The following is a 12,677-nucleotide window of genomic DNA, read 5'->3' as shown; positions in this document are numbered from 1 at the left end:
ATAAACAAGAGAAACGAGAAAAGGAGCGAGCCAATGGAGTTACAAAAAGCTTTGAAAGAAGTGCGAGAGCAAAAAATCGCTCCAGTGTATTTATTAATAGGAACAGAACTTTATTTAACTGAATTATTTAAAACAACATTGATGAAAGAATTGTTGACGGAAGAGGATGATCAATTTAATTTTTTCTCATTTGATATGGAGGAAACACCTTTAAGTGCAGCGATTGCTGAAGCGGAAACAATTCCGTTTTTTGGTGATTATCGCCTTGTCTTTGTGGAAAATCCTTACTTTTTAACTGCCGAAAGAAAAACAAACGGTGTGGAACATGATGTCAATCTTTTATTGAATTATTTGGAAAGTCCATCACCAACAACTGTTCTTGTTTTTATGGCCTCTTATGAAAAATTAGATGAACGCAAAAAAATTACCAAAGCATTGAAAAAAAATGCCACAGTGGTTGACGTCAATCCAATGGATGAAAAGGCTATTCGTCAGTACATTTCTCAAACGATTGAGAGCGAAGGGTACACTATTCGCTCCGATGCTTTTGATTTATTACTTCAATTGACAGACTTGAACTTATCAAAAATTATGGGAGAATTACAGAAGCTGTATTTATATGCCCTTGAAACGAAGACAATTACACGAGGTGCGGTTCAAGAATTAGTCCCTAAGTCTTTGGAACATAATGTTTTTGACTTAACCAACGAAGTACTTTCTGGAAACAGTGAAAAAGCTGTTCAATTGTATGAAGATTTACTTTTACAAGGAGAAGAAACCATTAAGTTAAATGCAATCTTATTGAATCAGATTCGCCTTTTTCTACAAACAAAAATTTTGGCTAAGATGGGCTATCAACAAGCGAATATCGCTGATACATTAAAGGTTCATCCTTATCGAGTCAAGTTAGCGTTACAACAAGTCCGACGATTTGAATTGTCTCGATTAGAAAGACTTTATGATGAATTAGTTGAAAATGATTATCGCATGAAAACGGGCCAAATGGATAAAGAATTACTATTCCAATTATTTATTTTAAAATTGACTGCACAAGCAAAATAAGAAAATGCCAGAGGCAATCGTTGTACAACGATTGCCTCTGGCACTTTCTTATTATTTAGCTCCTAATAGTTCTTCTTTTCCGTGAACAAGCTGTGTCAACATGGCACAGAAAGGTGTTGCTACGTTGTATTTTTGTCCTTTGCGCCAAACGGCACCATTGATGTAATCAATTTCTGTGAGACGATGATTTTTAATTAAATCTTGATACATAGACGGATAGTGCAAGCCAATACCGTTTGGATCATAAGTTTGAGCAATATGTGTATAGACTTCTGCTTGATCTAAATGAATGGCTTCTTTTTCTGCGACTGCTGCAAATTCACTGATTAATGTTTTAACAAGGGATTCACTAACAGGTAGTGCACCAAATTCGGCAATATTACAATCAAGGATTGTACACAAACCATTTAGCGTGCCATTGACACAGGCTTTCCGCCAAATAGAGTAGCGAACATTGCTACTATAGCTTGGATTTAAACCAGCTTGTTGGAAGACATCAACGACTTCTAAAGCAAATTCTTTACCAGAAGGATCAATATTTTCTAATTCAATTTCGCCATCACCTAAAAGTTTAACACGTCCCGGTCCTTCTAAACCAGCTGTCCACATGGTAATGCCAACCAAGATGTTTTCTTTTGGCACATATTTTTCTAGTACATCTTCATGACCTAAGCCATTTAATAAACATAGTACATACGTTTTTTCAGTAATCATTGGTTGAATCGCTTTAAACATTGCATCTAATTGTTGTGCTTTGGTTAAAGCAATAATTAAATCAACTTGTTCATTTTGATGGTCAATTTCTTCTGGTGAGAAGATTGGTAGTTTTGCGACAACTTCTTCTCCATTAAAATCAGCGATTAAACCATTTTTACGAATGGCTTCAATGTGCGCGGGCCATTGATCGATTAAAGTTACATCATTTCCGCCTTGATGCAACATAATTCCTAAACGGCTGCCCATAGCGCCGGCACCAGCAATTGCAATTTTCATGTGTATCCATCTCCTTAAAAGTTCTTTAACCGTTATTATTATACAGCAACTTTCCTAAAAATGAATAAATGGGACTTGCAAATTTGTTATTTTTTAAATGTTTCCTAAAAAGTAAGGATTGCATCAAATGGTAAAGTAAGCTAAAGTAAAGCGTGGAAAAGTTTATAAATGAAAGTAGAGGAATCGTTAATGACGAAAGAAAAATTTTGTCGAGAATCACGAGTGATTCAAACACATCGTGTATTTCCCTTTGATTTAAATCCCTTTGGTGCACTATTTGGTGGGAAATTAATGTCTTTAATTGATGACGCCGCATCCATTTCCGTTTCACGACATTGTCGGAGAGGGGCAGTTACAGCATCTTTAGATAACTTGAATTTTTTAAAACCTTTAAAAGAAAATCACTCAGTGTGTGTTGAAACGTTTGTTTCTGGCGTGCATCATAAATCGATGGAAGTATTTGTTAAAGTTGTAGGAGAAGATTTAACAACTGGAGAGCGTTATTTAGCGGCGACTTGTTTTACAACTTTTGTAGCCATTCCGTCTCATATAAATCCTGAAAGTGACTTCCAATTAGCGGCAGTCGTCCCAGAAACTGCAGAAGAAAAGTTGATTTGTTCCAATTATGAAACGAGACGACAACAACGTTTAGCTTTGCGAGAAGAGACTAAATTATTTAGTCAACATCTCACAACAGATTTACCGTGGATTGATTCACCTTTATAAAAAAATGTCCGAGTCTTTGTGAAAACAGACTTGGACATTTTTTGATGAAAAAAGAAGCTAACATGAATGCTAACTTCTATCTCACATTATTTAGCTAATTTGCTTAAACGAATTTTATCGCGGTTAGCTTTGTTTTTATGGATTAAACCTTTAGTTGCAGCCATATCAACAGCTTTAACAGCTTCGTTGTATAAAGCATCGACGTTATCAGCTCCAGCAGCTACAGCTTCTTCAAATTTCTTGATTGCTGTACGCATTGCGTTTGTTTGAGATGAATTTTTCGCATTCGCGTTAGCACTTGTACGTACGCGTTTGATTGCAGATTCGATATTTGGCATTTGTTTCACCTCCGATGATTTAGGTTTTACACTGGTCAGCCAATGTAATTCAACAGTAATCATTATACCTAATCCATTGTTCCATTGCAATAAAAGACGACAAGTTTTTTTCCTTAACAGACAATTTCAAGAAAAAAATAAGAAAATTTGCCAGAGCCTTAAGAAAAAAGCATACATTTTTTTTAAAACATGCTATGATAAAATAGATAAATGAAAAATGGTGGTGTCTTTGTGAGTATTGCATTATTGGTAACGATTACTTTGGTAATGGGTGTAATTTTTGTTAACGGTTGGACGGATGCGCCGAACGCAATTGCAACCGCTGTCTCGACTCGGGTGTTAAAACCGAATGTCGCAATTTGGATGGCTGTTGTGATGAACTTTTTAGGTGCATTAGTCATGACCTTTTTTAATGCCCAAGTAGCTGAAACGATTAGCAACATTGTTAGTTTTGACGCAAATGGAAACGCTTCACAGGTGGCTTTGGCTGCTTCGCTTTTTTCAATTGTGGTTTGGGCAGTTGCTGCGTGGTATTTTGGTATTCCCACAAGTGAAAGCCATGCGTTAATTGCCGGCTTGACTGGTTCGGCAATGGCATTAGGTGGTTTGGGTGCAGTCAATGGCTCGGAATGGATCAAAGTGCTTGTTGGTCTAGTTGTTTCTACCGTAATGGGCTTTGGCGGCGGATATTTGATTGCCAAACTTGTTGTGAAAGCTTTCTCGGCTGTGCCTAGAAGAAAAGCCAACAAATTTTTTACAGTTGGACAAGCCTTTGGTGCAGGAGCTAATGCTTTTTTACATGGTGCGCAAGATGGGCAAAAATTTATGGGCGTGTTCATGTTAGTGCTTTTTTATAATAATTTAGTCGAAAAAACAGGTGGCGGTTTTGTGATTCCGTTATGGGTTATGGTTCTGTGTTCCATTACAATGGGCATTGGAACTTCTGTGGGCGGCATGAGAATCATTAAATCAGTCGGGATGGATATGGTAAAACTCGAACGCTATCAAGGCTTCACTGCAGATTTAAGCACGGCTATTTGTTTATTTTTAGCATCGGCTTTTGGGATTCCAGTTTCAACTACTCATACAAAAACGACAGCGATTATGGGAGTAGGTGCTTCTAAGCGAATCTCAAGTGTTGACTGGCGTATCGTGAAAGAAATGCTGATAGCATGGATTTTAACTTTCCCAGGATGTGGGCTGATCGCTTATGTGATGTCAAAATTATTTATTGCAATTTTTTAAGGAGAGAAAAACATGGCACGTAAAAAACAATTTGATTATTTTGGAGAATTAAACCAGTTAGCAACAAATGCTTATGAAGCGGCAAAGGTTTTGCAAGAAATTGTAGACAATTATTCATTAGAAAACTTAGTAAAAAAATCAGAAGCGATTCATCAATTGGAAAAAGAGAATGATGAAATTGTTCGCAAAATTTTAAATGAACTCTATATTTCCTTTATTACGCCGATTGATCGAGAAGATATTGTCGATATTACGGATCACTTAGATAACATTATCGATAGCATTAATAGTTTGTCTTATTTACTTGATCATTTAGTTGTCGAAGAAATGATTGCGCCCGCGCTAGAATTAACTGCTTATATTGTTAAAGCGACAGAAGGCGTTAAATCAGCAACGAAGGAATTTGCAAAATTTAAGAATTCCAAAACGTTAGTTTCATTGATTGATGAAGTGAATACGATTGAATCTCAAGGCGATAAATTATACAGTAGCGCCATGAAAGATTTGATGACTAACGAAAAAGATTTATTAAAAGTTATCAAGTGGAAAGATGTTTATGATCAGCTTGAGCGCACGATTAATGATTGTGAATCAGCTGTTAATATTATTGTCGGAATTGTCATCAAAAATACGTAAAGAAAAGAGGGGGAGCTGTTGGTTAAAGTAATTGTTGATGCTGATGATTTTGGGATGTCAGAAGCGATTAATCATGGCATTATCAAAAGTTATGTCGATGGTTTAACAACGTCGACACTTTTGATGCCCAATTTACCAACAGCAGAACACGCCGTTGCGTTAGCAAAAAATTATCCAGGCTTATTTGTAGGTCAGCATACGAATTTTTTATTAGGGAAACCTTGTGCGGACCCATGTATGATTCCTTCACTGGTAGATGAACAAGGCAATTTTCATCGCTCTTCTTATTATCGTCAACAAAAGCAAGTAACCTTCGTATATGAAGAAGTACGACTTGAAACGATTGCGCAATTGACGTGCTTTAAGGAACTAACTGGACATTATCCTGAACATTTTGATTGCCACTCGATTGGGGATGAAGTGGTTGATCAAGTATTTTTAGAATTAGCAGAAGAGTACGGACTTCATACAACCCTGAAATATAGTGGGGAAAAAGAATATCCACCGCAACAAGGTTATTTCCAGGTAACACATTTGTTAGAGTCTGGCGCGTTATCTTATATTCACGAAGGCGTATCAGTGGAGAATTTTTTAGAAGATGACTTTGGTTTATTATGGATGCCGGAATCGGCAATTGCTGAGATGCATTTTGATGTTGGGTATTTGGATCAATTTGTGTTAGATAATTCTTCATATACCACTTTACGCTGCAAAGAATTAGCAACAATTTGTGATCCTCGTGTTCGTCAGTGGTTTGAAGAACAGGGGATTGAGCGAATAACGTTTGGCGATTTAAAAAAATAAAACCGTTGCTTTCAACAGTGAAAGCAACGGTTTTATTTTTATGAGAATAACCAGTAGCCAATTAAAATCGCACCTAAAATTACACGATACCAACCGAAAACTGTAAAATCGTTTTTCTTCAAGTAATTCAATAAGAATTTAATCGCAATGATGGAAACAACGAAGGCAACAATAGAGCCAGTTAATAAAATAATGATTTCTTCTGATCCAAACGTATTTCCTTTGGCCAAGAATTTAAAGATTTTTAAAAAACTTGCTCCAAACATTACTGGAATTCCTAAGAAAAATGAAAACTCTGTTGCAACGAAACGTGAGGCCCCAATTAAGATTGCCCCTAAAATGGTCGCTCCTGAACGTGAAGTTCCTGGAATTAATGCCAGTACTTGGAAAGCACCAACGATTAAAGCGGCTTTATAAGTGAAGTCTTTTAGATTAGTACACTTCGGTGCAACATTTTTATTTCGTTTTTCAATGATAATAAAAGCAATCCCATAAACAATTAACATAATCGATACTGTTAAAAAGTTATAAAAATGTGCATCTAAATAATCATCAAATTTTAGACCAATAACTGCCGCTGGTAAACAAGCGACTAAGACTTTAGACCAAAGAATCCAAGTATCTTTTTTCTCTTCGCCATTTTTCTTTGGTGAGAAAGGATTCAATTTGTGGAAGTATAAAATAACAACCGCCATAATCGCTCCCAATTGGATAACGACGTTGAACATTTCCATAAAATCTTTACTTAGATCGAGTTTAATAAACTCATCCACTAAAATTAAATGTCCGGTACTACTAATTGGAAGCCACTCGGTAATTCCTTCGATAATACCAAGAATAATTGCTTTCCATAGGTTAGCAAAAAGCATGTCACCATTCCTTTCTGAAATAAATGCAAAATACATCAAGTATAAGTATACCCGCTGACAAAGTAAATGCCAATGCAAATTCTTATTTTAAAATAAATTTTAGAATTATACAAAGGTGCCACTTGTAATTCATGAAACTTTTTTCTATACTAGTGATACTTTAAAAAATGGGGGAAGAGAAATGTTTGGATTTTTGAAGAAAAAGAATGAAGTTGTCGAAAATAATACAATGTATGCCGTTGCCAATGGAACCGTTATCCCAATTAGTGAAGTGAATGATCCTGTTTTTTCACAAAAAATGATGGGAGATGGCTATGCAGTAGTTCCAGAAAATGGTGAAATTTATGCACCTATTGAAGGAGAAGTTTTAAGCGTTTTCCAAACAAAACATGCCATTGGTTTAAAAATGACAAACGGTCTTGAAATTTTATTACACATGGGTATCGATACGGTAGAGTTAAACGGGGCACCGTTCACTATTAAAGTGAAAGAAGGCGACCAAGTGACTGCAGATACGGTGGTCGCAATTGCTGATTTAGAAGCAATTAAAGCAGCTGGTAAAGGAACTGAAATGGTTGTCATTATTACCAACATGGATAAAGTAACACAATTTTCGTTAGAGAAAACTGGCGTGGTTACAGCTGGTACACCAGTTGGCTCTGCCACAGCCAATTAATGAATTAGACAGATATTTCTATAAAGGAATATCTGTTTTTTTTGAACATAAATAAAATTTTATTTTGGAATTAAAAAATATTTAGAAAAATAGTTGAAATTTTATTTCAAGCAAGTTATAATGAAAGCGTATTAGAGAGGAGCTAAAAAGATGTATGGTATTTCAGTTTTTCTTGGTGAAGAGATTACAAACGATACAATTATTTATATCAAAAAGATGAAAGCGCTTGGATTTGATGGTATTTTCACTTCTTTACACATTCCAGAAGATGATACTTCTCTTTATCGCCAACGCTTGACTGATTTAGGGGCAATTGCTAAGGCAGAAAAAATGAAAATTATGGTAGATATTTCAGGTGAAGCGTTAAAAAGAGCGGGTTTTTCTTTCGATGAATTAGAGCCTTTAATCGAGTTGGGCGTAACTGGCCTCCGGATGGACTACGGCATTACGATAGAACAAATGGCTCATGCTTCACATAAGATTGATATAGGATTGAATGCTAGTACCATTACACTGGAAGAAGTGGCTGAGTTAAAGGCTCACCAAGCGGACTTTTCTCGCTTAGAAGCTTGGCATAATTATTATCCAAGACCTGAAACCGGCATTGGAACAACATTTTTTAATGAAAAGAACCGCTGGCTTAAAGAATTAGGCTTACAAGTTTTTACTTTTGTGCCAGGAGATGGGCAAACAAGAGGCCCAATTTTTGCTGGTTTACCAACATTAGAAAAACATCGGGGGCAAAATCCTTTCGCCGCTGCCGTTGGTTTGATGGCTGATCCTTATGTCGATGCTGTTTATATTGGTGATCCTACAATTAGTGAGCGAACCATGGCTCAATTTGGTTATTATCACCAAACCAATCAATTTCTGTTAGAAGTAGCACCTAGCAAGAGCCGCTATTTGAAGCGAATACTTGGGAGTCATACCAATCGTTTAGATGCTGCAAGAGATGTTTTGCGAAGTGAATTATCAAGAACGAGTGAAATGTTCAGAAAAGATGAAATTGCAACGATTGAGTCAGAGCAGACTGAAGCCCGTCCAGTGGGAACCGTAACGATTGATAATGAAAAATATGGTCGCTATATGGGAGAAATTCAAGTCACACTTGTGGACTTGCCGAAAGATGAAAAAGTCAATACGATTACACGAATTATTGAAAAAGATCAAACGATATTGCCGTTAATCAAGGCAGGCAATCAATTTACGCTAGTCACGGAAGGAACGATAGAAAATGAATTTAGAAAACTTAACAACTGAACGTAGAAATGAAAATACAATGGGCTTAGATGAGATGAGTGTCAAAGAAGCGTTACAAAAAATGAATCAAGAAGACCAAAAAGTTGCAATGGCAGTGGGTCAAGAATTAGCAGCCATTGAACCAGTGGTAGAAGCCATCATCAAAAGCTTCAATCAAGGCGGCCGCTTGATCTACATGGGCGCTGGTACGAGTGGTCGGTTAGGTGTCTTAGATGCAGCCGAATGCGTACCAACTTTTGGCGTCGAGCCAGAGATGGTTCAAGGCCTCATCGCTGGTGGTCAAAAAGCAATGACTGTCGCAGTAGAAGGTGCTGAAGATTCAAAAGAACTAGGTCGTCAAGATTTAGTTGATCTAAAATTATCAGCAAATGACATTGTTGTTGGGATTGCAGCCAGTGGTCGGACGCCTTATGTAATTGGCGGTTTAGAATATGCTACAACGGTGGGAGCAGCTACCGCAACTGTGGCATGTAATAAAGATGCTGAAATTAGTAAGTATGCACAAATGCCTATTGAAGTAGATGCAGGACCTGAATTTTTAACAGGTTCGACTCGCTTGAAATCTGGGACAGCTCAAAAATTAATTTTAAATATGTTATCAACTATTTCCATGATTGGTATTGGGAAAGTCTACAATAACTTAATGGTTGATGTAAAACCAACCAATGAAAAATTAGTGGAGCGTTCCAAACGGATTATTATGGAAGCAACGGGTTGTAGTTATGAAATTTCCGAACTAAAATTTGTAGAAGCAGAAGAAAATGTGAAGTTAGCAATTGTAATGATTTTAACTGATAGTACTAAAGAAGAAGCAACACAAAAATTAATTGACGGGAATCAATTTATCAAGAATACATTAAATTAAGGAATTAGGAGGGTGTTTTAACATGGCAGAAGAAAGAATTAAACGCATTGCTGATGGGATTTATAAAGAAGTTGGTGGTCAAGAAAACGTGGACAAAGTCATTCATTGTATGACTCGTGTTCGTATGGATATCCGCGATTATGACAAAGTGGATATTGAAGGATTGAAAAAAATTGATGGCGTTATGGGCGTCGTAGAAGATGATACGTTGCAAGTAGTTGTTGGTCCAGGGACTGTTAACAAGGTTGCACAAGAAATGGTAGATCAAGCAGGTGTCAAATTGGGAGAACCATTTAATCATGACGCCGCAACTGATGCTTCAGCAGGCAAATCTGGAAAAGATTTAGTAGAAGAAAAAGCCGCTCAAATGAAAGCACAACAAAAAGCGAAACAAAATAACACTTCACCATTTAAAAAAGTGTTAAAAGCCATTTCTAGTATCTTTGTTCCGATGATTCCTGCCTTTGTTGGGGCTGGTATTATTGGCGGGATTGCAGCTGTTATGTCTAACTTAGTTGTTGCTGGTGATATTGCAGCTTCATGGCAACAATATATTGATGTCTTAAATATTATTAAAAATGGGATTTTTGCTTATTTAGCTCTTTACACTGGGATTAACAGTGCCAGCGTTTTTGGTGCAACGCCAGCGTTGGGTGGTGTTATTGGGGCAGTCACAATGTTGACAGGAATGAATCCAGATGCACCAATCAGTAATATTTTCACTGGGGGAACATTATCTGCAGGACAAGGCGGAATTATCGGTGTTATTTTTGCCGTATGGTTATTATCATTGTTAGAAAAACAATTGCATAAAATTGTCCCAGAATCAATTGATATTATCGTAACGCCAACCATTTCACTTTTAGTGATTGGCTTAGCAACTATTTTCTTAATCATGCCTGTAGCCGGAGCTATTTCTAATGGCTTAGTTGGTATTATCAATGTTGTCTTAGAAAAAGGTGGCATGGTTGCTGGCTTTACTCTTGGTTTAACCTTCTTGCCAATGGTAATGTTTGGTTTACATCAAATTTTGACGCCAATCCACATTGAAATGATTAATCAAACAGGGATGACTTTGTTATTACCAATTCTGGCCATGGCTGGTGCGGGACAAGTCGGTGCAGCTTTAGCATTATGGATTCGTTGTAAATCAGATAAAAAATTAGTTGAAATGATTAAAGGTGCCTTGCCAGTTGGAATTTTAGGTATTGGTGAACCATTAATCTACGGAGTTACTTTACCATTAGGACGTCCATTCATTACTGCTTGTATCGGCGGTGGTATTGGTGGTGCGGTGATTGGGGCCTTCGGTAATGTTGGTGCGATTGCTATTGGACCAAGTGGGGTGGCTTTAATTCCATTAATTGCCAACAACCAGTGGCTTGCTTATGTATTAGGGTTATTGGCCGCTTACGCAGGTGGTTTTGTAGCAACGTTATTCTTTGGAATTCCTAAAGATATGCAAACAACTAAATAATAAATAGAAAAAGGAGAACTTGGTTTCTCCCTTTTTCTTTGTTAAAATTTAATTGCGTAGGAAATGGTGTATCAGGAGGGATGTTTATGCAACAAAATATTGTTTTATCTATCCAAGATCGTCTACAACAATTACCAAAATCAGAACGAAAAATCGCAGAATATATTTTAAAAAATACAGAAACAGTTATTTCAATGAATGCGCAAGAGCTAGCGAAACAAGCAGGATCAAGTCCAGCGGCAATTATTCGCTTTTGTCATTCTATGGATGTGAATGGCTTTACAGAGTTGAAACTTTTATTATCTGCAAATCTTGGCCAAATGAAGCAGCAAATGTATACTGAAGTTACTAAAGGGGAATCAACAGCTGATATTAAACAAAAGTTACAGGCGCGCTTTGTTCATGTGGTTGAGCGAAGCGGTCAGACATTAGAGGATGTCGCAGTGAATGAAGCCGTTGATTTGTTGGAAAAAACAGAAGTAATTTTTGTCTATGGATTAGGTGCCTCTTCGTTGGTTGCTCAAGATATTTATCAAAAGTTTACGCGCTTAGGCCGAACGGTATTTACAACATTGGACCATCATTTATTTGCTTCTATGTTAGGCTCAACAGAAAAGCCTAGTGTTTTTATTGTTATTTCTAATTCTGGAACGAATAAAGAAGCAAGTACTTTAGCTGATTTAGCGAAGCAGCAAGGGATTCCTATTATTAGTATCACACAAGATGAAAAATCAGTGATTGGTGAAAAAAGTGATATCGTCCTTCAAACCTCTAGTGGGGAAGACGTGCCATTGAGAAGTGCGGCTACTGTTTCCTTGGTGGCACAATTGTATGTAGTCGATGTTTTATTTTTTGCTTATGCAGCAAAAAACTATAAGGAAACCTTAGAAAAAATTCAAATCTCAAGAAAAAATGTAGAACGTTTAAAAGAATAAATAAAAAGAGAAGGTTATCTGTCATTTTGACAGATAACCTTCTCTTTTTTTACAACAAACGGCGCTTTTCAGCGATCTTTTTTCCCTTTTCAATATAAGAAATATCATTAATTCCTTGAATGGTAAATGTTCCTTTTTCGTAAGTTAAGGTCGTCACGCTACCATTCTCCAGCGCCATCTGCATAGGCAAACTTGCATCAATTAAGGAAAGTAAAAAGGAAATTGTTAGTCCATGGGAAACCACCATGACTTTGCCGCCACCATTTTTTTCTCGATGATGAGCGATATCTTCGAAACCAGACCAAACACGATCACGAATAACTTCATAAGGCTCCGCCCAGTCAGCCGTATCGGCTTCAATAATAGCATTTGCTAACTCGCGATAGGTAATCTTCGTGGTCATCATGTCCTCATAACTTTTAAAAGCTAAAATGCGTGGCACCACACCCCAAAGTTCACCATCATAGCCACCATCTAAAGAACCAAAACACCACTCACGAATCCGTTTATCGGTTAGGTAAGGAATCTTTTGGTGGTTTTGATGTTCTTGTAAAATAATCTGAGCGGTTTGCATGGCACGACCACTATCACTACTATAAGCTTCCCTAAAGTCTATGTCTCTAAGACCTAAGCCTAAATGATAAATGCCTTCTTCTCCTTGTTTGGTTAAGGGGGTATCTGACCAGCCTTGGGTTCGGCCAATCGTATTAAACATCGTTTTTCCGTGACGAATAATATAAAGTGTCGTTGCTTCAGTCATTGCTACTCCTCCTAAGTTTCTTTAAATAGTG

At 37.0% G+C, this 12,677-nt stretch carries 14 protein-coding genes; 10 read left to right on the top strand and 4 right to left on the bottom strand.

What is annotated here, in order from left to right:
• Positions 1 to 33 precede the first annotated feature (33 nt).
• Entirely contained in the window at positions 34 to 1,062 is a 1,029-nt protein-coding gene (holA, locus tag IGJ03_RS09005; RefSeq protein WP_002362655.1) for a DNA polymerase III subunit delta, read from the top strand.
• Positions 1,063 to 1,113: 51 nt separating this feature from the next.
• On the opposite strand, the gene IGJ03_RS09000 is transcribed toward holA, so the two are convergent.
• Positions 1,114 to 2,055, bottom strand: coding sequence for a 2-dehydropantoate 2-reductase (locus IGJ03_RS09000; RefSeq protein ID WP_002381566.1), 942 nt, complete (start codon positions 2,053 to 2,055; stop codon positions 1,114 to 1,116).
• 168 nt (positions 2,056 to 2,223) lie between these two features.
• On the opposite strand from IGJ03_RS09000, the gene IGJ03_RS08995 reads away from it, so the two are divergent.
• On the top strand, positions 2,224 to 2,781 hold the full coding sequence (locus tag IGJ03_RS08995) for an acyl-CoA thioesterase (RefSeq protein ID WP_375804598.1): 558 nt from the start codon (positions 2,224 to 2,226) through the stop codon (positions 2,779 to 2,781).
• Between the two features lie 86 nt (positions 2,782 to 2,867).
• On the opposite strand, the gene rpsT is transcribed toward IGJ03_RS08995, so the two are convergent.
• Positions 2,868 to 3,119: a 30S ribosomal protein S20 gene (gene rpsT, locus IGJ03_RS08990; RefSeq protein WP_002356703.1), complete on the bottom strand. Its 252-nt coding sequence runs from the start codon at positions 3,117 to 3,119 to the stop codon at positions 2,868 to 2,870.
• A gap of 210 nt (positions 3,120 to 3,329) precedes the next feature.
• Between rpsT and IGJ03_RS08985 the strand changes: the two genes are divergently transcribed.
• The 3 genes from IGJ03_RS08985 to IGJ03_RS08975 are packed head-to-tail and all read left to right on the top strand — an operon-like array spanning position 3,330 to position 5,804.
• Positions 3,330 to 4,364, top strand: a complete 1,035-nt coding sequence (locus IGJ03_RS08985) for an inorganic phosphate transporter (protein WP_002356704.1) — start codon at positions 3,330 to 3,332, stop codon at positions 4,362 to 4,364.
• A 12-nt stretch (positions 4,365 to 4,376) separates the two neighbouring features.
• The gene (locus IGJ03_RS08980) at positions 4,377 to 5,000 is read left to right on the top strand and encodes a DUF47 domain-containing protein (protein ID WP_002356705.1); all 624 of its coding nucleotides are present in this window, start codon (positions 4,377 to 4,379) and stop codon (positions 4,998 to 5,000) included.
• 18 nt (positions 5,001 to 5,018) lie between these two features.
• Positions 5,019 to 5,804, top strand: a complete 786-nt coding sequence (locus tag IGJ03_RS08975) for a ChbG/HpnK family deacetylase (protein WP_375804599.1) — start codon at positions 5,019 to 5,021, stop codon at positions 5,802 to 5,804.
• Positions 5,805 to 5,842: 38 nt separating this feature from the next.
• Here the strand turns inward: IGJ03_RS08975 and IGJ03_RS08970 are convergent, their stop codons facing one another.
• A complete protein-coding gene (locus IGJ03_RS08970) occupies positions 5,843 to 6,673 on the bottom strand; it encodes an undecaprenyl-diphosphate phosphatase (RefSeq protein WP_002356708.1) in 831 nt (276 codons plus the stop codon).
• 115 nt (positions 6,674 to 6,788) lie between these two features.
• Here IGJ03_RS08970 and IGJ03_RS08965 point away from each other — a divergent pair, with 115 nt between their 5' ends.
• The 5 genes from IGJ03_RS08965 to IGJ03_RS08945 all read left to right on the top strand — a co-directional run bounded on the left by IGJ03_RS08965 (position 6,789) and on the right by IGJ03_RS08945 (position 11,886).
• Entirely contained in the window at positions 6,789 to 7,349 is a 561-nt protein-coding gene (locus IGJ03_RS08965; protein WP_002389987.1) for a PTS sugar transporter subunit IIA, read from the top strand.
• Between the two features lie 150 nt (positions 7,350 to 7,499).
• Positions 7,500 to 8,609 (top strand): DUF871 domain-containing protein, encoded by a 1,110-nt coding sequence (locus tag IGJ03_RS08960; protein ID WP_002380596.1) that lies wholly within the window; start codon positions 7,500 to 7,502, stop codon positions 8,607 to 8,609.
• Entirely contained in the window at positions 8,584 to 9,474 is an 891-nt protein-coding gene (gene murQ / locus IGJ03_RS08955) for an N-acetylmuramic acid 6-phosphate etherase (protein ID WP_002384221.1), read from the top strand. The genes IGJ03_RS08960 and murQ overlap by 26 nt, the downstream gene beginning before the upstream one ends.
• A gap of 22 nt (positions 9,475 to 9,496) precedes the next feature.
• Positions 9,497 to 10,951: a PTS transporter subunit EIIC gene (locus tag IGJ03_RS08950; RefSeq protein WP_375804600.1), complete on the top strand. Its 1,455-nt coding sequence runs from the start codon at positions 9,497 to 9,499 to the stop codon at positions 10,949 to 10,951.
• A gap of 86 nt (positions 10,952 to 11,037) precedes the next feature.
• Complete coding sequence (locus IGJ03_RS08945) at positions 11,038 to 11,886, top strand: MurR/RpiR family transcriptional regulator (RefSeq protein ID WP_002382748.1); 849 nt, start codon at positions 11,038 to 11,040, stop codon at positions 11,884 to 11,886.
• A 49-nt stretch (positions 11,887 to 11,935) separates the two neighbouring features.
• Here the strand turns inward: IGJ03_RS08945 and IGJ03_RS08940 are convergent, their stop codons facing one another.
• On the bottom strand, positions 11,936 to 12,646 hold the full coding sequence (locus IGJ03_RS08940) for a histidine phosphatase family protein (protein WP_048737984.1): 711 nt from the start codon (positions 12,644 to 12,646) through the stop codon (positions 11,936 to 11,938).
• Positions 12,647 to 12,677: the final 31 nt, after the last annotated feature.

Origin of the sequence: Enterococcus sp. DIV1315a, assembly GCF_051712325.1 — a bacterium.
In the GTDB taxonomy this organism is placed as follows: domain Bacteria; phylum Bacillota; class Bacilli; order Lactobacillales; family Enterococcaceae; genus Enterococcus; species Enterococcus faecalis.
The sequence above is the reverse complement of the archived record's forward strand: the minus strand, read 5'-3'. Positions and strand labels throughout refer to the sequence as shown.